20 protein-coding genes are annotated in these 24,808 nt (G+C 31.3%); 7 read left to right on the plus strand and 13 right to left on the minus strand.

Features of this window, described 5'->3' with window-relative positions; all coding sequences use genetic code 11:
• Positions 1-55: 55 nt before the first annotated feature.
• Positions 56-1,402: a phosphoglucosamine mutase gene (gene glmM / locus QZV12_RS06455; protein WP_295619023.1), complete on the plus strand. Its 1,347-nt coding sequence runs from the start codon at positions 56-58 to the stop codon at positions 1,400-1,402.
• Between the two features lie 264 nt (positions 1,403-1,666).
• Here glmM (QZV12_RS06455) and QZV12_RS06460 read toward each other — a convergent pair whose 3' ends face one another.
• The 3 genes from QZV12_RS06460 to QZV12_RS06470 all read right to left on the minus strand — a co-directional run bounded on the left by QZV12_RS06460 (position 1,667) and on the right by QZV12_RS06470 (position 3,479).
• Positions 1,667-1,828: a rubredoxin gene (locus QZV12_RS06460; protein ID WP_295619025.1), complete on the minus strand. Its 162-nt coding sequence runs from the start codon at positions 1,826-1,828 to the stop codon at positions 1,667-1,669.
• Positions 1,829-2,141: 313 nt separating this feature from the next.
• The gene (locus QZV12_RS06465) at positions 2,142-2,627 is read right to left on the minus strand and encodes a hypothetical protein (protein WP_295619028.1); all 486 of its coding nucleotides are present in this window, start codon (positions 2,625-2,627) and stop codon (positions 2,142-2,144) included.
• A 21-nt stretch (positions 2,628-2,648) separates the two neighbouring features.
• Positions 2,649-3,479 (minus strand): hypothetical protein, encoded by an 831-nt coding sequence (locus QZV12_RS06470; protein ID WP_295619031.1) that lies wholly within the window; start codon positions 3,477-3,479, stop codon positions 2,649-2,651.
• Between the two features lie 430 nt (positions 3,480-3,909).
• On the opposite strand from QZV12_RS06470, the gene glmU reads away from it, so the two are divergent.
• The 5 genes from glmU to QZV12_RS06495 all read left to right on the plus strand — a co-directional run bounded on the left by glmU (position 3,910) and on the right by QZV12_RS06495 (position 9,129).
• The gene (gene glmU / locus QZV12_RS06475; protein WP_295619034.1) at positions 3,910-5,226 is read left to right on the plus strand and encodes a bifunctional sugar-1-phosphate nucleotidylyltransferase/acetyltransferase; all 1,317 of its coding nucleotides are present in this window, start codon (positions 3,910-3,912) and stop codon (positions 5,224-5,226) included.
• 71 nt (positions 5,227-5,297) lie between these two features.
• Positions 5,298-5,774: a gamma carbonic anhydrase family protein gene (locus QZV12_RS06480; RefSeq protein ID WP_295619038.1), complete on the plus strand. Its 477-nt coding sequence runs from the start codon at positions 5,298-5,300 to the stop codon at positions 5,772-5,774.
• A gap of 154 nt (positions 5,775-5,928) precedes the next feature.
• Positions 5,929-7,053: a histidinol-phosphate transaminase gene (hisC, locus tag QZV12_RS06485; protein ID WP_295619041.1), complete on the plus strand. Its 1,125-nt coding sequence runs from the start codon at positions 5,929-5,931 to the stop codon at positions 7,051-7,053.
• A 77-nt stretch (positions 7,054-7,130) separates the two neighbouring features.
• Positions 7,131-7,841: an anaerobic ribonucleoside-triphosphate reductase activating protein gene (locus tag QZV12_RS06490; protein ID WP_295619044.1), complete on the plus strand. Its 711-nt coding sequence runs from the start codon at positions 7,131-7,133 to the stop codon at positions 7,839-7,841.
• A 151-nt stretch (positions 7,842-7,992) separates the two neighbouring features.
• Positions 7,993-9,129: a tetratricopeptide repeat protein gene (locus QZV12_RS06495; protein WP_295619047.1), complete on the plus strand. Its 1,137-nt coding sequence runs from the start codon at positions 7,993-7,995 to the stop codon at positions 9,127-9,129.
• Positions 9,130-9,426: 297 nt separating this feature from the next.
• On the opposite strand, the gene QZV12_RS06500 is transcribed toward QZV12_RS06495, so the two are convergent.
• The 9 genes from QZV12_RS06500 to QZV12_RS06540 all read right to left on the minus strand — a co-directional run bounded on the left by QZV12_RS06500 (position 9,427) and on the right by QZV12_RS06540 (position 21,410).
• Entirely contained in the window at positions 9,427-10,623 is a 1,197-nt protein-coding gene (locus tag QZV12_RS06500) for a DUF4268 domain-containing protein (RefSeq protein ID WP_295619050.1), read from the minus strand.
• Between the two features lie 5 nt (positions 10,624-10,628).
• Positions 10,629-14,285 (minus strand): DEAD/DEAH box helicase, encoded by a 3,657-nt coding sequence (locus QZV12_RS06505; protein ID WP_295619053.1) that lies wholly within the window; start codon positions 14,283-14,285, stop codon positions 10,629-10,631.
• Position 14,286: 1 nt separating this feature from the next.
• Positions 14,287-16,104 carry a hypothetical protein gene (locus QZV12_RS06510; protein WP_295619057.1) on the minus strand — a complete coding sequence of 606 codons (1,818 nt, stop codon included), beginning with the start codon at positions 16,102-16,104 and terminating at the stop codon, positions 14,287-14,289.
• Positions 16,105-17,346 (minus strand): DUF6361 family protein, encoded by a 1,242-nt coding sequence (locus QZV12_RS06515; RefSeq protein WP_295619060.1) that lies wholly within the window; start codon positions 17,344-17,346, stop codon positions 16,105-16,107. It abuts the gene before it with no gap.
• Positions 17,347-17,441: 95 nt separating this feature from the next.
• Positions 17,442-18,113 carry an adhesin gene (locus QZV12_RS06520; RefSeq protein WP_295619062.1) on the minus strand — a complete coding sequence of 224 codons (672 nt, stop codon included), beginning with the start codon at positions 18,111-18,113 and terminating at the stop codon, positions 17,442-17,444.
• A gap of 103 nt (positions 18,114-18,216) precedes the next feature.
• On the minus strand, positions 18,217-19,059 hold the full coding sequence (locus QZV12_RS06525) for an adhesin (RefSeq protein ID WP_295619065.1): 843 nt from the start codon (positions 19,057-19,059) through the stop codon (positions 18,217-18,219).
• Positions 19,060-19,159: 100 nt separating this feature from the next.
• The gene (glmM, locus tag QZV12_RS06530) at positions 19,160-20,521 is read right to left on the minus strand and encodes a phosphoglucosamine mutase (protein WP_295619068.1); all 1,362 of its coding nucleotides are present in this window, start codon (positions 20,519-20,521) and stop codon (positions 19,160-19,162) included.
• A 158-nt stretch (positions 20,522-20,679) separates the two neighbouring features.
• Positions 20,680-20,832 carry a hypothetical protein gene (locus tag QZV12_RS06535; protein ID WP_295619072.1) on the minus strand — a complete coding sequence of 51 codons (153 nt, stop codon included), beginning with the start codon at positions 20,830-20,832 and terminating at the stop codon, positions 20,680-20,682.
• 215 nt (positions 20,833-21,047) lie between these two features.
• Positions 21,048-21,410 (minus strand): exodeoxyribonuclease VII large subunit, encoded by a 363-nt coding sequence (locus tag QZV12_RS06540; RefSeq protein WP_295619074.1) that lies wholly within the window; start codon positions 21,408-21,410, stop codon positions 21,048-21,050.
• 435 nt (positions 21,411-21,845) lie between these two features.
• On the opposite strand from QZV12_RS06540, the gene QZV12_RS06545 reads away from it, so the two are divergent.
• Entirely contained in the window at positions 21,846-22,886 is a 1,041-nt protein-coding gene (locus tag QZV12_RS06545) for a glycosyltransferase family A protein (protein ID WP_295619078.1), read from the plus strand.
• A gap of 237 nt (positions 22,887-23,123) precedes the next feature.
• Here the strand turns inward: QZV12_RS06545 and QZV12_RS06550 are convergent, their stop codons facing one another.
• Positions 23,124-24,779, minus strand: coding sequence for an ATP-dependent DNA ligase (locus QZV12_RS06550; protein WP_295619081.1), 1,656 nt, complete (start codon positions 24,777-24,779; stop codon positions 23,124-23,126).
• Positions 24,780-24,808 lie beyond the last annotated feature (29 nt).

Genomic DNA, 24,808 nt, shown 5'->3' on the forward strand with positions numbered 1-24,808 from the left:
AAAGAGAATAGAATTAATTTTTATATTACTTTTTATTATTCATAGGAGCGAAAATATGGTAAACAAAAAATTATTCGGAACTTCTGGAATAAGAGGTGTGATCGGTTCAGAAGTTAACTCCGAATTGGCATTGAAAATAGGTAAATCATTAGCTAAATACTTAAAGAATACCGGTAAAGTAGTTATCGGTTATGATACAAGAACTACAAACAGAATGTTGGAGCAAGCCATTTCAGCAGGACTTATTGAACATGGAGTGGATGTAATTAAAATAGGTATGGTTCCAACACCTCTTGTAGGTTATGCAACATTAAAGCTTGATGCTGATGCAGGAATAATGCTTACTGCATCTCACAACCCTTCACAATACAATGGAATCAAGCTTTGGAATAAAAACGGAATGGCTTACACACCAGAACAGGAAGCAAAAATTGAAGAAATCTATTATACTGAAGACTTTGGCTTTGTGGAATGGGATAAGATAGGCATAATCAGCCATAACGATGAAATCAAAAAGCAATACATCAAGGACTTGCTTGATATTGTAGACATTAAGCCAGGACTTAAAGTGGTTATAGACTGTGCATGCGGTGCAGGATCTGAACTTTCCCCAATATTATTCAGAAAGGCAGGATGTGAAGTCATTACATTAAACTCACAAGTTGACGGATTCTTCCCAGGAAGAAACCCTGAACCAAATATAGCAAACCTTTCAAGCCTTATGGCAACAGTTGTAGCAACAGGTTCAGACCTTGGAATTGCTCACGATGGTGATGCAGACAGAATGATTACTGTTGATGAAAAAGGAAGAGTGTCTGAATTTGATAAGCTTCTAGCTCTTGTTTCAAAGAAATTCGGCGGAACTGTTGTAACCACAGTGGATGCAGGATTATGTATGGATGAGGCAATGGAAGAAGTTGGAGGAAAGGTCCTTAGAAGCAAAGTAGGAGACGTCAATGTAGCGGAAGTTATGATTGAAGAAAATGCAAGCTTTGGAGGAGAACCTTCAGGAACTTGGTTGCATCCAGACTTCTGCATGTGTCCAGATGGAATATTATCAGGACTTAGAATGGCAGAAATCGTATCCAAAGAAGGAAAACTCTCTGAACTTCTTGAAAAATTCCATCAATACCCTCACATGAGAGAAAAGGTCATCTGTTCAAAAGAGGCAAAAATAGCTGTTATGGAAAATATGGAATCCCTTTTAAATGATGCTTTCGATGACATCAAAGACATTAACACTATTGATGGAATCAGATTAAGCTTCAATGATGGAAGCTGGGTTTTAGTAAGACCTTCTGGAACTGAAGACTATGTAAGAATAACTTTAGAAGCTAAAACCGAAGAAAAAGCCGAATACATCAAAGACACATGTACTAAAATCATTAAAGAGAATATTTAATATTCTCTTGCTTTCTTTTTTTATTTAAATCAAATTTTAAAAAATCTAATTTTTCAAACTAATTTTATTATTCTAATTTTTTTCCATTTTTTTAACTTATTTTAAAAACTTCAAAAAAAAACATTTAAATAATGATTAAAATAGGCATAAAACAAAATAAACCTTTTAAAAATAGTTAAAAACAGCTAAAAATAGCTAAAAATAGAAAAATAAGAAAATATATAAAAATAAAAAAATTAAAAAATAAAAGAATTAATAGAAAACTTATTCATCTTCTGTAATAATTCCTTCAATACCTGCTGCACATTTAGGGCATACCCAGTCATCTGGGAAGTCTTCAATAGGTCCTGCAGGTACTTTGTAAGTTTCATCTCCGGTTTCAGAGTCCCATGTGTATTCACAGTGCATACAAACATATTTTACCATATAATCACCTTTTAAATAATTTAATTAATCAAATATTAGTTAATTAACTATAATTCTAATATGTATTAACTAATATAAAAAACTTTTTTAATTTATATGATTCTACATTGCACGAACAATAATTGCACTTAATTCCATAGATAAAATGAAGACATTAAAAAAAGTTTAAAGAAAAAGACATTGAAAAAAAATATACTTAATACTAAAAGAGTTTAAAGAAAAAGACATTGAAAAAAATATATTCAATACTAAAAGAATTTAAAAAAAAGAGAAAGAATGAAAAATAAATTTCATTCAAAAATTTACATTTAGATTATCCCTCAATAATATTATAACTTGAAGAACAATTGTCTGCATTGAAAAATTCATTTCCAGAAGTTTTTGCCCTAGCAGTGTGATTTCCAAGATCAAACCAATTAGGATAATCAGATTCTCCATGACCATTTACAACTTCTATTTCCTTAGCCCAAACATACTGGTCCAATCCTACAGTTACATTTCCACTGAATCCTTTATCTGCATCAATTACAACATGGACTTCAGAATCAGATTTTTTACAATCCGCAACATGGATGCTTATCTTAGGGTCTGCCTTTTCTACAGCAAAACCTGTTTCAACTTCAGATGGTTCGAATATGCCATCTCCACAATAACTGACACAAACAGTATAATTACCTAATGCAAAATCTTCAGGTATTTCAAAATCAAGGTTTCCATTTCTCAGTTTTACAAAAAAGTATTCGGAAGAATGGTTGGTTTTAATCTTAACAGTTCCATTAGAGTGCTTGTTTGAATGCACCTTGACTATAGGATGTTCACCCTATTGAATATCAGCAACAGATACACTTAATTCAGGATCGGCATTTCCAAATACTGTAAAGTTTGATATATACCTTGCTGGAGCAAAAATATCATCTCCATCATAATCAACAACAGCATCGTATTGCCCCTGAGCCAAATTAGCAATCTTTACACTACCAAATCCATCAACAAATTTAATTGGAACGGTTTTTGAATTGTTCAACTTAATATTAGCTGTGCCATTGAATCTTTTATCTGCATTAACATTAATAACAACATCTTTTCCATAAGTGATATTATCAATATATTTAATGTTAAAATTAGGCCTAAGCTTTCTTACAGTGAATGTTGTAGTGATTTCCTGTGGATCAAATTTTGAAGTGCCAATGGTGTAAATCTTGACCTCATAAGTTCCAGGCTTCAAATCATACTCATGAAATTGATATTTCATATAACCATTCTCAATACCAACCCCATAAGGGCCTATGAAATCAGGACATTCCATTCTAATTAAAGCCAAAAGCCCCTCATCCGCCCAAACTTCCACAACAGGCACTTCGCCATAGTCAATATCCGCTATACGTGCCCTTAAATCGGGAAAAGCTTTTGATAGATTAACTTGAGAACTGTGGACATCACTACAATTTACAGGATTAATGTCTGAACCATTTACAACCTTTGTCTTATTGTCACTGCCACCATCATTATCCAAATCTTCAGCAGGATTAATGTCAATGCCAGTGAAGTTTGAATCATCCACTAAACTATTTGTTTCATTTTCTTGATTGACATATTTAGTATTGCCACCATGATTTAAGTCAATAGCACCTAAAGGTGTTAAACAAAACATGGCAATAATAAATATGCAAGCAAATTTTAAAAAAGATTTTTTCATAATAATTACCACAATTTTTTTAATTATAATTTAATTTCTATAAGACAACATATAAATTATTTTTTGCATGCAAGTGAATACTTGCATATAAATCCAATATAAACAACAATTAAAAGTGCATTAACTAAAAAAACTAATATTCTTCTTTTAAAAGAAAAACTTTTATGATTAAATGAAAAAAATAAACAGCAATTAGGCATTATATAAAATCAAACATTCAACTAAAAAAACAATAAGTATTATAATATAATAAGAAGTAATATAAATAATAAGGTATCTAATATTTGATTAAAATGACATCAAAAGATAAGATAATTTTAATCAAAAAAATGCGAAAATATTTTAAAGGGAATGATAAATAAAATAATCGATTAGGAGGAATTTGGTGAAAGCTATAATCTTAAGTGCAGGTGAAGGAACAAGAATGAGACCATTGACTCTCACAAAACCTAAAACAATGTTGCCTGTTGCTGGAAAACCTATTGTTCAATATAATATAGAGGCACTACGTGATTGTGGTGTTACAGACATTCTTCTTATAGTAGGATATAAAGAGGAAATAGTCAGAAATTACTTTAAGGATGGTCATGAATTTGGAGTTAACATCTCTTATGCAACCCAAAGCACTTTAAAAGGAACTGCAGATGCTATTGGCTATGGAAAAGACTTCATTGAAGACAGCTTAATCAGCCTTAATGGAGACATTATCCTTGATGTTGAAATACTTAGAGAAATCATTGGAGATTATGAAGAGTCAAAGCCAGACACATTAATGGTATTGACAGAAGTAGATGATCCAAGTGCATTTGGCGTAGTTGAATTAGATGGAGAAAATGTCATAAAGATTGTAGAAAAACCTAAAAGGGAAGAAGCTCCAAGCAATTTAATCAATACTGGAATTTACATTTTCAATAAGGACATTTTTGATAAGATTGAGAAGACAGAACTTTCCCCAAGAGGAGAATATGAGATTACCGATTCATTAACCTTACAAATAGCTGATGGAAAAATAGTTAAAGGACATAAAACCACTAAAGAATGGAAAGATATTGGAAAACCATGGGAATTGATTGAAACCAATGAAGAATTGCTTAATCACATTAAAGGAGAAATCAAGGGAACTGTTGAAGAAGGAGCTACACTTCATGGTGAAGTATTCTTAGATGAAGGCAGCCTTATCCGTTCTGGAGTATACATTAAAGGACCTGTATACATTGGTAAAAACTGTGATATTGGACCTAACTCCTATATTAGAGGAAATTCCTACTTTGGAGACAATGTCCACATTGGCAATGCTGTAGAAATCAAAAACTCAATAATTATGGAAAACACCAATGTAAGCCATTTAAGTTATGTTGGTGACTCTGTCTTAGGTTCTAACTGTAATATTGCAGCTGGAACAAATATTGCTAACTTACGTTTTGACAATAAGACTGTGAAAACAACCATTAAGAATAAGAAAACAGATACTGGAAGACGTAAATTAGGTGCAATTGTAGGAGACTCTGTAAAAACTGGAATTAACTCAAGCTTAAGCCCAGGAGTTAAAATAGGAGTAAGAGCTACAATTGGTTCTGGCGTTCTATTATATGAAGACTTGGAATCTGACATGAGAGTTTTGGTAAAGCAAGAGCACATTTTCCAAAACAAGAAGGAAACTGGACAAATCTCTCTTGAAGAAGCAGAGGAAAAGCAAGAATAAATTAAATACAAAAATCACATTAATTAATTTATAAATTAATTAAAAAAAAAAAACTAAAAGAGGAGTATATTATGAAACTCAATGAACCCGTAAAAATATTCCCTGGCGCACAAGTACTTGGCGATGTTGAAATTGGTGGAAACTGTTCCATTTGGCATGGTGCGGTTATTCGAGGAGATGTAGGACCTATAAGAATTGGAAAAAACTCAAATGTCCAAGACAACTGTGTATTGCACACTTCAGCAAACTTGACCCTTAAGATTGGAGATTATGTATCTGTTGGACATGGTGCAGTAGTTCATGGATGTGAAATAGGAGACAACGTTCTTATAGGAATGAACGCTACTGTATTGAATGGCGCTAAAATTGGAAAGAATTCAATAGTAGGTGCTGGAGCAGTAGTAAGCGAAAATAAGGAATTTCCAGAAAATAGCCTAATATTAGGAGTTCCTGGAAAGCTTGTTAAGGAAACTACACAAGAGCAAAGGGACCATATTCTTTGGAATGCAAAGCATTATGTTGAGCTTGCAAATGAATATGAGGACTAAGCCATTTCAATAAATCCCAAAAACAAAAACATTATAAGAAAAATTTATAAATCATTATAAATTTTCTTAATTTCTCTTTTTTTTAAATTTTTTACATTATTAAAAAATTACATTTTATAAAATTATCAATAATTAGACTAAAGAAGGTAAAATAATGAAAGCACGTAAAGCAGTAGAGGAATTAGACCCTTATGTTCCTGGAAGATCCAAAGAGGAAATTGCACAAGAGTTTGGAGTAAAGAAAGAAGATATCATCAAATTAGGGTCTAATGAAAATCCATGGGGACCATCTCCAAAAGTAAAGGAAGCGATTGAGAAAGAACTTGCAAATATAAACAGATATCCTGAATCCGATTTGGAAGAGCTTAAAAAGGAGTTTGCAAGATACTCTAATGTAAAGCCAGAGCAAATTGTTGTTGGAGGAGATGGAGCAGACGAAATTATAGACACATTAGCAAAAACATTTATCAAACCTGGCGACGAATTTATAGTCCCTTTACCTTCTTATATGTATTATGAATTCTTATTCAAACCATATGGAGCAATTCCAAACTATGCAAAATGGAATTTAGAAACAAATACTTTGGATTTAGACTCTGTGCTTAATGCAATCAATGAAAAAACAAAAATGCTATTCTTATGCACTCCAAACAACCCAACTGGAGCATTAATTAGTCAAGATCAATTAAGAGCAATTTTAGATAAGACAAACAAGTCCAAAGGAGGAGCATGTGATGCATTAGTTGTAATAGATGAAGCATACTTTGAGTACTCTGAAACCACCAATGTAAACCTTTTAGATGAATATGACAATATTTTCATCATCAGAACAATGTCTAAAGTAATGGGACTTGCAGGAATGAGAATTGGATATGGTATTTCAAGTAAGGAAATCATTGAATACATGCACAGAATCAAGCCTGTTTTCTCCCTTACAAAACTTTCCTATGTAGCTGCACTTACAACAATAAAAGACACAGAATATATTGAAAAATCAATCAGGGATGGAATTGAAAGCAGAGATTTCCTATATGATGAAATATCTAAAATGAAATCTGTTAAGGTCTATAAATCATATTCCAATTTTATGCTAATCGACATCCACAATACAGGATTTACAGCAGCAGAGATTACAAAAGAATTCATGAAAAGAGGAATGATTGTAAGAGACTGCACATCATTTAAAGGATTAGATGAATATTATTTTAGAATAAGCATTTGCACATTGGAAGAAGATAAAAAATTCCTTGATGTTATGAGAGAAATCTTAAATGAATAAGGATAAGAAATTCTTAGAAATGATGAAGGAAAACTTAAATGAATAATTAAATATTGAATTTTTTGAGGATTGAAAAAATGGAATATAGTGTAACAGTAACATCATCAATTGAATACCCTAAAAATATGTCATTTGTAATATTTTTAGCAAAATGCCCTCTTAGATGTCCTTATTGTAGCAATAGTGAAATATTGGAAGAAGGAACTGAAATCAGCTTGGAAGAGATTAAAGAGAAGATTGATGATTCTGCACTATTTATGGATGCAGTTGTGGTTTCAGGAGGAGAACCTTTAGTGCAATATGAGGATGTTATTGAAATCTTCAAATACGTTAGGGAAATAGGACTTAAAACCAAATTGGATACAAGTGGAGTTTACCCTAACAGATTAAGGGAAGTTTTGGATTTAGGATTGGTTGACTATGTAGCTATGGATGTCAAGGCTCCTTTTGATAAGTATACTGATGTTATCAATGCAGATATTGGAGAGAAGGTAAGGGAATCTATGGAAATCGTAAATGAATATGATAATATTACCTTAGAATGCAGAACCACATATTGTCCAAAATTGCTTAGCGAAGAGGATTTGTTTACAATCGTTGATGAGGTGGATTGTGACCTATACACTATACAGCAATTTAGAAACAGATGCGTATTGGATGAATCCTTAGCAGAAGCTGAAGAGCCAAATCCTCACGACATGGAAGATATTGCAAAAAGAATCAAAAAAACACATCCAGACCAAGACATAAATGTAAAAACTGCAGAATTTGGTCAAAGAAGCATCTAAAATTCATATTGAAAACTTAAGAAATGGATAAGCTAGAAAAATAAATAGATAAGTTTATTAATTTTTCTATAAAGATAATAATATAATTAAGGATACTTAATTATTTATTTAAAGACTATTTTTTTAATAAGTCTCCAAAAAAGGTGATAAAATGCCAATCATGTCCTTTGGAAGTCAGAACATAAATATAATCACAAATAAAAAAGCAATGACTATAAGGAAGCTATGGAAAACACCTTTAAAAGTTGGAGACAGACTTCATTGCTATTGGAATTTAGCTTCCAAAGAAAAAAAGAAGATTTTTGAAGCTAAAGTCATTGATGTCAAGACACTTCCTTTTAAGGAAATAAAAAACAATGACAAATTAGCTCAGGAAGAAGGATACGAAGATGCAAAGGAGATGGTTAGGGAATTCAAAAAGATGTATCCCAATAAGATCTCCAATGATGACTTGTTCCAAGTAATCTATTTTGAAAAATTAGACATCAATAAATGGAAAGGGGAAAAGATAGATCAAAAGGAGATGATTACCCAAAGGGCAGACATCTTGTTTGATACAGGAAAGTATGACAAATCAGTATTATGCTATAATGCTGCATTGAAAATAGACCCTAATGATGTTTATCTTTTAAACAAAAAAGGAGACAACTTAAGCAGACTCGACCGTTTCGATGAGTCAATTGAATGTTATAACAAGGCTTTGGAAATCGAAGGGGACAATGAATACATTTGGAACAATAAGGCAATAGCTATGCTTAACTCTGGAAATATAGAGGAAGCATTGATAGCAAGTGATGGGGCATTGGAGGCAAACCCTGACAACCCAGTGGTTCTTTACTGGAGAGGATTCATTTTAGAGATTTTAGCAGAATTCGATAAGGCTTTGGAAGTTTATGACAAGCTAATCACAATAGATGACTCAAACCCTGAAGTTTGGAATGCACGTGGAAATGTATTGACAGATATGGAAAGACCTGAAGAGGCATTGGAATCATATGATAAAGCTTTGGAATTATGTCTTGAAGATTCTGAAATAGATGCAACTGCACAAAACAGAAAAGGAAACGCATTATTGGACCTTGGTAGGTTCGAAGAGGCAATTGACTGTTATGATAAGGCAATAGAACTTGAACCAAGAAACACTTCATTCCTACTTAACAAAGGTGTTGTATTGATGGAGATTGATAAATTTGATGAAGCTGAAATACTATTCACCAAAGTGCTTGCCCTTGATCCATCAAATGATGATGCAAGAGTTCTAAAAATGGAATGCTTGGAAAATATGTAGTCTCTTTTTAAATTTTTATCTCAAATTTTTGCTATTTTTTACTTTTAGAGAATATGAATTTTTATAATTTTAATCTATATCTTGCTATTTTTTACTACTTTTATAATAATTAATTGGTTTATGTAGATTATGGAATTGATAATAAATAAAAAATGAATTTGAATTAATTTAATTGAAAATAAGATTAATTAAAAATAGGTTTACTATATATAACTATGATTTAATAATAGCTAAAATTAAAATAATGAAAGGAAAATTTGTTATGAAAAATAGAAAAATAATAGATAAACAATTTAGTTATCTATTATAAAATTCATTAATTCTTGGAATGAAAACTTTTTTAAATTTTTCCACATTATTACTATGCCAAGTAAATGCATCTTCCCATTCCTCCTTATTTTTTACATTATTTCTATGAGTAATGAAAATATCTGAAAACCATTTACCTTCCTTCCAATTTAAACTGCAACCAAATTCTTCTTCAATTTCTCTTTTTTGGGAAATAAAGAAATTGTATATGCTCTTATTTAATGCAAGAGTTATTTTAATCTGATGTTTATTATGATAGGCATTTAAAATAAAACGTACTTCATCCCATGCATAATTATTCAAAACAAATGGATAATGAGACCAAGGATGATGAACATCCATTGGGAAAAGATTTGATTTATCTAAACGATAATCTAATTCTTTCCAATATTGTGCACGAAGATTTTCAGAATCCATAACTTTAGGATTCTTTAAACAGAAATCTTTTATTAAAGAAGAGAATACATCATAAAACCTCTTTGCAACAGAAATATGCCAATGCATAGCATCTTCCCATAAATCCTTATTATTAATATCGGTTAAATTATAAATAACAATCTGATAAGGGTTAGAAAGATTTTCTCCTTTTACTTTAAAGCCCAATTCTTTTTCAATGTGATCTAATTTATTTTCTAAGAACTTATATAAATCGCCATTCCAAGCAATAAAAAGTTTCACTTTAATATAGCCAGCAAAAATCATCATTTCTATACGTGCTAAATTTAATGGTATATCATCAATAGGCATCCAAAAAATATGATTATTAAACTTAATAAAATGTCCATCAAATAGATTATTTTCAATAATCTTACTTCCTACATTTTGCCAGTAATCCTGAACATCACAAATATCATTTACATTTGCAGTAATTCTTTCTGCTTCTTTATTGTCCCAAATATTACCGTCCCATATTTCAGACCTTATTGGAAAAATAAACTTTTCATTTAAACCTTTTAAAACTGGGTCTTCTCCTGAATCAGAAGACAAAGTAGAATTAAGTAGGGAATTTTCATCTTCCAAATCCAAATTCTCAAGCCTTAAATCCTGTCCACAATTATAACAAAACTTAGAACCTTTAATAACTAATTCAGCACCACAATTAAAACAATATTTTAATTTAATATCCATCTCTTCATCAACCCTTAAATCTTCTTGTGAATTATTTTCATAATTATCATTTTCCAAAACTTCTAAGACTTCATCAATAACATTACCTCATTCGCATTTAGCTCATCTTCAGAAACATCAACATCCAAAAACTTATCAAAAATATTATCCTTCTCTTCATCTGATTTGTCAAAATCTTCATTATCTGATGAATTTTCAATTTCTTCTATTTCCTCACAATCTATTTCAAAATCTTCAACATCTTCCTTATAGTAAGGACTTAAATTAATAAATAAATCATTGATATTCTTCATCAAATCCTCATTTTCCAAAGTGGAATTAAAAATAGATTCTATAAGCTCCTCTTGCCTTGCTTGACCTAAAGTCAAACGATACAAAGATAAAAACTTAATTAATCTATCATACCTGATTTCATCTCTGCTGAATGGATACATAGGAACTATCCTTTCTATTTTAATCATGTCATCAGAGTCCTTTAAACCCCAATATGGAATTAAGTCTGAACAATCATCAACCTTTTCGATTTCACTTGCCTTATGGAATAACTCTAACCAAATGTTATTTGTATTGAATTTCATCTCACCATATCTTTTAGCAAGATTTTGACGAATGGCCAAACATTCAAACCTATTGATCCTACCTTCTCTTTGCTCTAAATCAATTGGATTTGAAGGCAAATTCCAATGAACTATCCTTCTGCAGTAATTGTGGAAATCAAGACCTTCCTGACCTATTGAAGTTGAAGCTAAAACAAAAGGCCTAAATGGTGCATTAAATGCACCCCTAACTGATTTTTTCCTATTGGTATCACTGTCATCAGTTCTTCCTTTAGTAAAAGCAACTGCAAAATGAGTCCTTAAATAATTCACATCTTTGCTCTTTCCAGACATCCTTGAATTAAAACTATTGAATGTGTCAATATCATAAGAAGCAATTCTTAAATCCATTGAAGACAATAATTTGGCATTGATGATTTCAATCCTATTTTCATTACTTACATCTAAACCATTAGACAATAAATGAACATATTCATCAAAAACAGCTTGCAAATTACCTTGCTTAGAATACTTTAAGACATTACGCCAGTAAGCATCATCCAAATCTGATTTGAAGATTAAATCAATCACGGAAATTGATTCTGGACTATTCATTAGATTTAAAAACCTTCTTGCAACCTGTGTAGTGTACTTAACATATTGGTCAATAGATTCTATTTCAAATAAAGATTCAAATGGCAAAGCATTATGAGCTAAATCCCTATCAATAAAACCACTAGAAATCAAATCATATTTAGACACTTTAGTTCTCTTGACAATTTTATTTATTGACTTGACGTCTAAAAAGTCATCAACTGAACTTGCTTTTCCTGCAACAATATGTCCAATTAACCCTTTTTCAATTAGATCCTCAAGAGTTAATTTCCTATTAGCCAATTCTCGATTATATGATCGGTAAATACAGATAGCTGGAGATGCAATTGACATATCACACAAAACATCAACTAAATCTTTAGGTCTTTTGCCTAAAAGTGATTCACCATTATAAAAACTGTTGAATTTTTCTTCCAGCCTATCTAAATGCTTTAAGAAACCTTTTTGCTTGTCTTCCCTAAATAATTCATTAACATCCTTAAACCACATATCAACAAAATTATGAGAATCAGAACCCTCTAAATATGAATTATCCAACAATAACGGAGACAAATAATACCATGAAGGGTCTTCAGGCAAAGATTCGTCATATGGAATATTATCTAGCTCTTTTCGTATTTTCTCTTTAATTTCTTGTTCAATATCCTCCAGTGACAATTTCCTGTTTAAGCAATCAATAGGATTATAAGCATCAATTAAAAATTTTGAAGGATAAATTAAGGTAAGCAAAGCCATTTGAGCAGGTTTTCCTTCCCTTAAATCAAAATTTAATCTAGGTGAAGGATATCTTCTTTGAGCAAAATAATTTATATCCCTATTTAATTTTCCTATTGTTTTTCTCTCCACTTCATAAGAAACCAAACTTGAAATCATTCTAGGAACCATTTCCCAAGAGGAGAAAATCAAGGTCTTTGAAAAATTATCTGTGTCCTTAAATGCACCTTCTAATGGATAATAAGGTTTTGATGGAGGAATCCACAGTAATTTTTCTGCATTATCCTTTAAAACATGACCCATCAAATCAATTAAGCGAGCATTATTATAAGAAATTGCATTATAATTAGCAATATCCTTTTCATTTAACCAAAATGTATCTTTATTCATTTTGTAAATTTCTTGAGGATTTCTTTTAAAATAGGACTCAATTCGCCTTTTTAATTTATAATTCTTCATGAATGACATTAAATAAGGACTTGATTTTACATAATCAATAGGCACATTAATTCCCAACTCCAAATCATCCAATAGCTTTTGAGCCTCTATGAATGAAAGAATATCCTCCTTAAGAACAGATAATGGCTTTTTAACATCATCATTATCAATAATATCAGATAACTGATTTTCTGTAATTCTTTCAGTTCTGCAAATATTTTTATACATGGAATTTTCTGCTTTAGCCTTTGCAACTATGAAAGAATCCTTATCATTAGCAAATTCCTTTAATTTGATTGAATAATCATTCCAAACCTCTTTAAACTTAATTTTTTCATTTGGACAGACATTCAAGAAATTCATCACTTCAAAAAATTCTGAGAAGTGAGCATCAATTTGCTCTTCATCAATTTCATCAAGGGTGGAATACATCTTATATGGAGTAGCGGATAACATAAGAATCCTTACATCATCTGAATTGAAGAATTTAGCAGTTAATTTGCCCATTTCAGACTCTTTATCACTGTTTAATAAGTATCTGAACCTTTGAAACTCATCCATAATTATTATATCTGGCTCTAATTTATTCAAGGAAATATCTGAAAAGATTAATCTCAATTCCACAATAAATGGTTTTGCTTCAGATTTATCAAAACCATATCTCTTAATTCTTTTACAAAGCTTAATTAAGTCTTTTAAAAGATTTTCATTGCTGAAATGTGGATTTAGCAATATTTTTTCCTGTTTAGGAGAGTTATTCTTTAAATAATCGGAAATTTCCTTAACCATATACTTTTCATATTTGCCCTTAGATTTTGCATTAACTTCCAAAAATTGATTTTCAAAGGAATCCCTAGCATCAGGCCAAGAAGCAGTGGCAAAACGAAATATTTGGTCCAATTGTTCAGCATAGGATCTTAACCTAGGAACTCTTTTTAATATGGCATAAATTAAAGCCCTTTCATTCATGGTCCCTTGAGAATTAGAAACTTTGAAAGAAGTTTGAGGAGTTAAAGGAATGAGCTGAATATACTTATCTAAGACTTTTGTATCGTTTTCCTGCTTAAAAATATTTAAATGCTGCATTGATAGCCTGGAAGTATGAGTGTCTTCAGCACGTATTTCATTTACAATCCTCAATTTATCAAGGTTTTGATCAGCAATTGTTGCATTGGAACAAATATAAACAACCTTTACTAAATCATCACCTTCTTCTTTTCTTAATTTAGCAAACTTGGCAATAGTTCCACGAGCAACTAAAGTCTTTCCCAATCCAACTTCATCTGAAACCAGAATACGTCTTTGACCTTTTCTATAAAGATAATCTATTCTTTCAACTGTAGCTCTTTGAAAATCCTTTAATTCTGCCATGACAGTATCTTCGATATCATCTAAGCGATTGAATATGCTTCCCATATTAATCAACCACCTGTTTAAAAGTATTATAAAGATCTTCAAACCCATCAGGAATTACATCATCATCAGAAAGAGTTTTTATTAAAAATTCCAATTCATCAAATTTCTCAGGAGCATAAAGTGAAGCCTTTAGCATCTTTTCATATAATTCCGGCAATTGCATTCTAAAGCTTAGATTAGCAGAGCCTAATCCATCCATCATTTCAGATTCCATAACACTAATAATATAGTCATCCCCAAGCAAAAAAGCGACATATCTGATAAATGCTTCCTTGTCATTAACAACAGAGGAAATTACTTCTTTTTCCCTGTCTTCAGGTAAACCAGATACAGGAACTTTAATTACTCGTTCTATAGAAGATTCTCCCTCTTCAGTCTTTTCGTATACAGAAACAACAAAAAATTCAGATAATCTAATTTTATCAATGTTTTTAAAGCAAATTTTTCTTTCAAATTTAGACTTCTTCTTTGATAATAACGGCCTAATCTCAATTTTATAATCTTTAAATTTTGCAATGAAATCTTCTTTCAACTTATTGAAGCATAATCCAATATTATATGAATTTTCATTAAATGCAATACAGGCTTTAGGATTTGAACGACTGATGGCTTTAACAATTAAGCTCAAGTCATTATTTTCAGGAGCTTCTTTTTCATCAGCAAACTTCTCAATATTCACTAATTGAAATGGACTATTAGGACCTCCCTTTTCACCATCAAACAAAGCTTCAGACAATAGCTTAAGGTTTAACTTATCACTTCTTGCCCTAAGCCTAATCATAAATTCAACATTACCGTCTAAAGCATTATATGAAGCATTTAAAGAACCTAAATACAAATCTGTCAAATTCCCATGCCTTACCATAAACATTTTAGCATGTATATCATGTTTAATAATTTCATTTTTAGAATTCTCATCAGATTCCTCAGAAATTAATGATTCACCATCAATAATTTGGTCCTTTAAGGAAAAGATTTCGAAATTGCCGCAATCCTTCTCTGTAAAGCCGTTTAATGAATTTTCTCTTGTAAAAAGCATTGCCTTATCATTATTGATATTCTCATTAAATGCCCTAATAATTATCTTACTTAAAAATGGAGACATGATCAAAAGTTCATCAAAGGATTCATTGAATAAAGGATAGTCACTTATAGAGTAATCCCCAATCCCATTAGGAATAAAGTCAAAATCATAAAAGTCATTGGAGTTCAATTCGAAACGAACGAATTGCAGTTCATCAATAACTGCAGAGATTTTGGAACTCTTTTCATCATTTTTAGAGAACTCCTTCAAATAAGCTAAAAAATCGATTATAGGATTATTTTTATCTGTTCTTTCTTCACTTTTAAACCCATCCATAGAAAAACTAATATCCCAACTCCTATCAAAAGTGAGATTTCTGCTTAAGACAACAACCCTATAAAGAACATTATTCTCTTCATCAACATATCTCAACAACCAAAATTTCGGATGAAATGAAGCATATTTGCTTTGAATAAGTTTAGAGTTGCTTACCTGAAATACCATTTCTTCAAGTAAAATATACAAAGGATTTGGTTGATTTGGAAGGTGAATCTGACCACCTTCACAGAATAAAATAACTTTATCAGCAGTTGTGCGTAAAGCCTCCAATAAAAAAATGGGATTATTGATAAGATTAGTGTCAGTCTCTTCAGATAAACCTAAAGATATTGCTGCACCTACTAAAGCATCCAAATCTAGGGAATATGTAGTTCCTATTGCAAAATCCAATTGATAATTATTTGGAGGAGATAAAATATCTCCATAATCTAAACGGTTATTGTTAGGATTTAACATTTAGAGCCCCTCCATTTTACTGCCATTATCCTCTAAAACATATTTCTCCACAATATCTGGAGTTTCACTTTCAAAAATATCCCTTATGATGTTTTTAGCATTATTGAATCGATAATCCAAATATCCTCCAGCAAACCATAAATCTTTATCAAATTCCCCAGGATGAGCTGTTTTGGACCTATTTTGTCCTTTCAGCATAAGTTCTCTAGATTTTATAATATTTTTTAAGCCTTCATAATCCTCATTTTTCATCAAATCTCTAGATTTAATTAAAAAAGTTCTTAGATGAGGATTATATATTTTTAAAGAAGCAAATATCTCTTCAATATCCACTTGAGCAAAATTTGATAAATCAGGCTTTAATGACGCAAACTCCTTTTTTGCAGTTTCATTTTCCCCTTCTGAGACTATTAAATTATAAATTACCCTCAAAACAAAGATAAATTCTGAAAATGACCTTGCCCTATAATAATCCTTTTGGATTTTTTCTGGAAATTTCCCAATAATACCTTTTAAATCCCTGAAAGAAGCATATTCTAAAATTTCGTACATATTGTCCTTTAAAATATGGACCATCATACTATCTCCACAACTGGAAATGATTTGGCTTTTCAGAAATTGTCCCTCTTCTGGAGTTAGATTCATATCAAATTCATTTTTCCACTTTGGATTATAAGAAGGAATATTTAAAAAATGAACCTTTTGACCAACACCAGCATTCTTGTCATCATGCTCTTCTTCATTATCCTCATTATTTCCTAATTTAAGAATATTTGATTTTTTCTGTTTTTGAAAGGCGATTATTTTGATATATTGGTCAATGGAAATATTTGCCCTAAAGATTTGATATTTTCTAAGACCTGCCCAATAAATGCTTGCAGGAGTTCTTTTAACCCATTTATTAGCAGCTATGGATCTTCTACCTATAATTCCCCTTTCATGAAAATTTATATCCAATAAGGTTCTCGCACATTTCTCTTCTGTATCATCCAAATTTCTTTTTAATTTACTAAAGCTCTTTTCATTATTTAATTCTAAGTCTTTTAGAGCATAAGGAACAATGAAAAAGTACTTTGCTCGAGTTTGGATAGTGGAAGTTCCTGGAAAAAACAAGTCTGAAAATCTATCTCGAATAGGCGCTATTCCCAATTCATCAAGAACTCCAAGTTCTGTTAATAAATCTAAAACATTTAAAATTTTCTCTCTTTCTGATTTTGAAAAATCTATCCATCCCAATTCCATATAATGCCCCTTTTTTAAAATAAGTAATTAATAATCTATTTATAAAAATATATAAAATTATTTAAAAAAAGAAAAGGCTTAAAAAAAGCCTAAAATCAAAACTCCAAATTGTCAATTGCCTTAACTAATTTTTCACTTAAGTCATATGTCCTTTCCATAGGTTCATAGGAATAGGTTTCATAAACAATTGTTGGAATACCGCTTTCCACAACCGGAATTGTAATATAAGGTGGGCTTGCTCTATACTCTGGAGCATAATAAACAAGTTCCTCAATTTTCTCTAATATCACCTTCAATCGATTGCTTGACTCATCATCAAATCCTGGAGCAAAAATGAAATTGGTTTTTTCATAGGTTCCAGGTCCCTTTAAGCCTTTATTGCTGTGAATATCTGCAAAGAAATCATATTTGCTATTGATTATATGTGGTGCAGCAAACTCTTGAGCAAGCAATTGGCCATCCATACGACCTTCTGTTTCTGCATCAAGCTCTCCAGCCACATTTATATTGTAAATATAATATGTATAGTTTAAAAGTCCCTTCTTATCCCATTCTACTATTGTATCAAATAATCCTCTATGTGCCTTGCTTTCCATTGGATGCATGCCAATCAAATAGGCAATTTCTACATTAGACTTTGAATTCCCATAAGGTCCATGAACATGAACCGTTCCCAAGTCGTTTTCTCCAATCAGTTCTGCATCATACATGGAAGAATCTACTTTAGCCACATCTGTTGGTTCTTGAGGATAATCTTTCCTAAACATTTATACACTCTCACTATTCCATTAAACTTTTTATAACCACTTGTCTTAAAATTCCAAACTATCCACTGCATCTATTCCATTAAACTTTTTATAACCACTTGTCTTAAAATTCCAAACTATCCACTGCATCTACAAACTTATCCATCAAATCATAGGTTGTATTGATTGGCTCAAAGGAATATGTTTCATAATTTACAGTTGGAGTTCCTGCCTGCTCTACCGGCAATGTAATGTAAGGAGGGCTGGACTGTGCATTTGGGAAATAATAAACAAGTTCAGGCATCTTATTTAAGATCTTGTTTACAATCACTTCTGACTTTTCATCTTTTCCCACTGCAAAGACAAAGTTAGTCTCTTCATATGACCCTTCAACAGTTCCCTTATTGCTGTGAACATCCACAAACAAATCATAATCATTCTTGATTATATGAGGAGCCACAAACTCTTGAGCAAGAAGCTGACCATCCAATCTGCCTTCATCATCTGTATTGTAATTTGTCACATTGATTTTGTAGATATAATAACAATAATCCAATGAACTGTCTTTAGACTTTACAGTATCAAATAAAGCCTTATGAGATTTGCTTTCAAAAGGATGCATTCCTATCGAATAGGCTATTTTCCTATCAGAATTTGGATTTCCAAAAGGACCTAATAACTCTACAGTCCCCAAATCATTGCTTCCAAGCAATTTTGAATTTACATTAGACGAATCTATTTTAGCTTCTGCTGTAGGCCCATCAGGATAGGATTGGTTAATGTAAATGTCCTTATTTTTTGCTATATTTTCAGTTGAAGAACTGAAATCATCATCATTTGCTATAGCATTAAGACTTGAAGTGCTGGAATTTTTCAAAGATATTGCATATCCGAAAAATATTATAGCAAAGGCTAAAATAATCACTAAAATAAGTATTAGCTTTGATTTATTGTTATCAGGAATCATGCTTTAAAAAAAAAGTTAAATATTAGAGAATAATTAAAATTAATCTCCAATATCCATTATAAAATTTATCAAACTACTTGTTGCTTAAAAGGAAATTTAACTATCCCTTATATTTTTCCACTAAACTAATTCCCCATTCAGCCATTTCATTAGCCTTTTCTTGGGAGTCAGATTCAGCGAAGCATCTGAAGATCGGTTCAGTACCGGAAGGTCTGACAATTACCCAACCATCATCTTTTAATATTTTTACTCCATCAGTTGTATCAAGCTCAAAGTCAGTGGTTTCATTGATTTCATCAGCGATTTTAGCCATGACCTCTTGCTTTAAGTCATCAGCACATTCCACTTTCAATTTTTGCTGATAATAAACTGGAAGCTCTGCTACAAGTTCAGATAATGGCTTGCCTTCTTTTACTAAAATTTCAAGAATCTTAGCTACAGTCATAGCTGCATCTCTTCCATAAACAAAGTTAGGGAAAATTAGACCACCGTTTTCTTCTCCACCGAATAAGCCATCAGTATCCTTAAGCTTTCTTGCAACAAGCAAATCTCCAACAGCAGTAGCTATAACTTCACCATTGTATTCTTCTGCAATGTCATAAATTGCTTGAGAGGTAGCAACAGTGGTTACGATGATTCCGCCACCATTTTCTTTTAGCATTTGCTTTTCTACAAGTGCAAAGGTCTTATCTCCTAAAACAAAGTTTCCTTTCTCATCAATACAGATGGTTCTATCTGCATCACCATCGTGAGCAAGACCAATGTCTGCACCTAAATTCTTAACAGTTGCAATCAAATCCTGAAGGTTTGGTTCAATTGGCTCAGGATCTCTTCCAGGGAAGAATCCATCAGCTTGACAATTGATGGTTGTCACTTCACAACCTAATTCCTTAAGGATATATGGAGCTGTAAAGCAACCTGCTCCAGAACCGCAATCAACTACAATCTTAAGCTTTCTGTTTCTGATAGCTTCCACATCAACTCTTTTTAAGGTTTCAGCAATATACTCTTTAATGATTGTTTGGTTAGTGAAGCAATCTCCAATCTTATCCCAAGATACCCGATTTGGTTCTGAATCGAAGTACATCCTTTCCACTTCAAGTTCCATATCATCTGGAGTTCCTATACCAAACTCATCTACAAATTTAAGTCCATTATACTTTGGAGGGTTATGGGAAGCGGTTACAATGATTCCACCATCATAATAGTTTCTTACAGCATATTGAATAGCTGGAGTTGGAAGAATTCCTAAATCCACTACGTCACAACCAGAGGAAAGCAATCCCACAGTGATTGCATATTTAAGCATTGGAGTACTTGTCCTTGTATCTCCTCCAATAGCTACAGTTCCTTGAACAATAGATCCATAACTTGCAGCAAGACGTGATGCAAATTCAGGAGTTAAAACATCATTTGCAGTTCTTCTTACACCAAATGTACCAAATAATCTTTTTTCTGTCATTTTATTACCTTTTATAAACTTAATCAAATATCAAGTAATCAAATTACTCTTAAGTATACATATATTTTTGTTTATAAAGTTTAAATATTTTTTTAAAAATCAATTATTCTTCAATAAGAGTTATTTCATAATGAAAGAAGTGTCTAAAAATATTTCATTTACAAGCTCCTCTTTAAATCAACGGAATTAGTTTCTTCATCCAAATTAAAAGCGCCGACAAACTCCTTAAAATCTCTTTTCTTTCTAAAACTTATAGTAGGTTCTCCTTTTTCATTTACCCCCCCATTCCAAGATGCTATCCTTATCAACATTAAACATTTTTTCTAAATTCCCTTGGGATGCTTGTTTGATAATTCCCATAAATTTTAGAAGTGGCTAAAATACCCATCATACTTACCTCCTAATAATTATTATATTCCCCTGTTAATATAAATTCCTCTGTAAAAAAAAAATAATAATTTTTAAAATTGTAATAATAAATAAAAATATAATAATTATTAAATCGCCAATTTTTAAAACTAAAAAATCAGGAAATCAGTTTAATTGAATTGGAATTAGATAGAATCAGTTCCATTGAAGACTTATACTCCGTTATGCTACCAACAACCTTTACCTTATGACCCTTAAAATCATTTACATCATTTCCAGCATCCTGAAGTTCAACTAAAGTCGATTCAAAGATGATTAAATTTATCTTGCCAGTTCCATCATTTAATTCCATAAAGCATGAACTGCCAGTTGAAGACATTTTAATAGACTCAATCACCCCAGTGACTGCTACCGTTTCTCCAATATTGTTTCTTGAAATGTCTTTGATTTGAATTTCCTTCGGTTCAATATATGATGCAAAAGCAAGCATTCCAATAATTCCTACAAGTGATGTGATCAATGCAACTTTAAATATCTTTTCATCCGTAATTTGAATATAATCCCTCCAATAATTCTTTTTTATCGCTTTTAAAGCAAAAAAATATGTATTTTTTCACTTTAAGATTTTATATAAATACTTTATTTTTTTCACTTCAAAGATTTATATAACTACTTTATTTTATGAAAAAAATAATTAAAATTATTTATTTAAGTAATACAATATAAATATTACTTAAAATTAAATATAAACTTATTATATTATTGTAATTTAACAATAAACTGATAATATACAAATAAATTAAGAAAAATAAAATCAAATGATAAATTTTAAAAAAACAATAGATTATAATAAAATAAGAATAATCAAAAAAAGCGAAAAAATCAATATTAAAAAAATATTTATATAAAATAATTGAGATTAATATTATATAAATTAAGTTTAGGTGGCAATTAAATGTCAATTAAACATTCTATCCTATCCCACAGCAATCAATTCAACCATTATAAAGAAGAAACAAAAAAGGCTAAAAGGGAAAATGATAATTTAAAAAAGGAAAACAAAAAACTTAAGGAAGAGATAAAAACCTTAAACCAATTTAAAGAGGGAATAAGTGTTATTATACCTACTTATAAGGGAGAAAACCACATTAACACACTTTTAGAATCTTTAGAAAGTCAAACATTAAATCCAGAATCATATGAACTTATTTTTATTTTTAATGGAGAATTAGACTCTACAATTGACATCTTATCTGAATTTATTAAAAAATACCCTAAACTAAATGTAACTTTCCATTTTACTCCAAATCCAGGAGCAGCTAACGCCAGAAATATTGGAATGGAATTATCCAAAAGGGAATTTATTACATTTGTAGATGATGACGACTTCATCAGTCCAAATTATCTTGAGAAATTATTGGAATATTCCAAGCCCAATAGGATAACAATGGCTAATTTTATGAATTACAATATAAACACTAAAGAAGCAAAATCCACCGTACCATCCTCTGAAAAGGAATATGGAATCATTAAAAATGCACCAGTCAAATTCATGAGCCAAGCGGCAGTTACAGTAGCTAAAACAATCCCAACTTATGCTGCAAAAAGAGTTCAGTTCAATACTAAACTAAATAGCGGTGAAGATGTTTCATTTTATGGAAATCTATATTCCAAATTTGACTTTGAATTCTATTTCATAAAAAAGGAAGAAGAAGTTAATTACTATAGAATTCAAAGGGAAACTTCAGTTTCACAACAGGAAATGACATACCAATTTAATGTATTGGATCGTTTAAAAGTCATGGATGACTTAAATGAAAGCCATAAAGCTGCAGAAAATAAAAAAGTAAAGAAATATATTGAAATGTGTTTCCAAGGGCAAACAGGATTTTTACAGCGTTATCTTGAAAAAAATCCTGAAGACAAGGATAAAGTAATGAAAGAAGTGGAAAAGCATGAATTTGAATATTTCCCATACTTCCTATTGGAAAATTAAAAAGTCTTTAAAAAAAGAAGATGAAAAATAGCTGTGAAATAAATAAACACCAATAAAACCAAGAAAAAAAGAAAAATAAGGGCTAAAAATTAAATAAACACCATAAAAAACAAGAAAATAATAAAAAAATTAAATAAACACCATAAAATACAGAAAAAGAAACTAATAAAAAAAATTAAATAAACACCAATAAAACCAATAAAAAAAAGAAAAATAAGGGTTAAAAAATTCAACCCATTATGAACTCTCATACATTAATGCCAATCTTTCTATTGTATCGATATCCTCTACTCCCTTATCTGTTCTGATTGATTTTACAATAGGGAAACGTAATGAATATCCTGCAGGATATTCTGGACTTTTTACAATCTCAGCATATTTTATTTCAAAAACAATTTTTGGATGAACAGTAATGTGAGTTCCTTTCTCTGAGATTTTAAGCTCTTCCATTTGTTTTGTGAGATTTGTCAAATCATCATCTGAAAGTCCACTTCCAATACGGGTTATGACTTGCAGTTCATCGTTTTCATCACGAAGAGCAATCTCATAAGATCCTATAACTTCTCCTCTTTTACCCATTCCCTTTATTCCTCCAACAACAACTGCATCTAATGTTTCAGGTTCAGCTTTGAATTTCAACATCTTTTTGCCACGAATTCCAGGAATATAAGGTTCGCCACAGTCTTTAATCATAATCCCTTCATGTCCGCCATCAATTGACTTATTGAATAATGCTATTGCATCATCAATATTCTCAGGACCTACTTTTACAGAATCACTTAAATTCAATTCATCACGGGAACAATCTACAGTGTTTTCCAAGATTTCTCTACGTTTTATAATTGGCTCATCAACAATAGGTTCCTTAAAGTAAAGCAAATCGTATAAAAATATCCTTATAGGCACATTTTCCATTGCTCCAGCAATATCATATTTCCTTCTAACCCTTTGCAATACATTTTGGAATGCCTGTGGGCGACCATCCTTATAACCTACAATTTCCCCTTCTGCAATGAAATCCTCATCTGGGAAACCTTCCCTTATATATTCAACAGCATCTGGGAAAGCGTGGGTTACATTATCTAAACGGCGAGTGAATAAGGTGATTTCATCACCGTTTTTATGAAATTGAGTACGAAATCCATCATATTTTGTCTCACAAAGTGCACAGCCCATCTCTTCAATGCTAATGTCAATGCCCTCAGACAATTGTGCAAGCATAGGCTTTACTGCCCTTCCAGGAATTAAGGTCAAGCTCTTAAGTCCATCTTCACCTTCAGACTTTGCCACCTTTGCAACAAGACCTAAGTCATTTGTCAGCATATGTGCCCTTTCAGCAACTGCCTTGTCAACATCAAAAGCTTGGGAAATTGCATCACGAAGGATACCTTCACCTACACCAATTCTAAGCTCTTCCAATATGGTTCTGCAAATGTATTTGGCTTCCTTTCCAGAAGCGGAGGATAAAAGCTCAAGAATATTGGAGATTTTACGGGCAGTTGATCTGCTACCTGATATTGTTGCTAATTTTCTTAATTGATTGTAAACAAAAGCCACAGTTAAAGGCTGTGAGAAAAATGTCATTTGAGCCTTTTTAGTATAGAGCTTTTCTGCAGCTGCTCCAATATCACCTTCATCACGAATGGCATCTTCAACTACATCTACAGAAACGCCTACAGCATCTCCAACAGCTTTCATAACAAGCTTATCACCAATTCCCTGTTCCTCTTCACTCCAAGAAGGGAAAACACTTCCTAAAGCCATTAATGTGATTTTATCCAAATCATCATCTTCAACAGTCTTTAGAAAATCTGATAGAATCTCTGTTTTTTCCAATCTTTTTGTAGTTGCACCTAATGCTTCATAAACATTAACAAGCTCTTGATATTTCATTTCTTTAATCTCCCAATTAAAATAAAACT

This window comes from uncultured Methanobrevibacter sp., from assembly GCF_902769175.1.
Taxonomy (GTDB): domain Archaea; phylum Methanobacteriota; class Methanobacteria; order Methanobacteriales; family Methanobacteriaceae; genus Methanobrevibacter.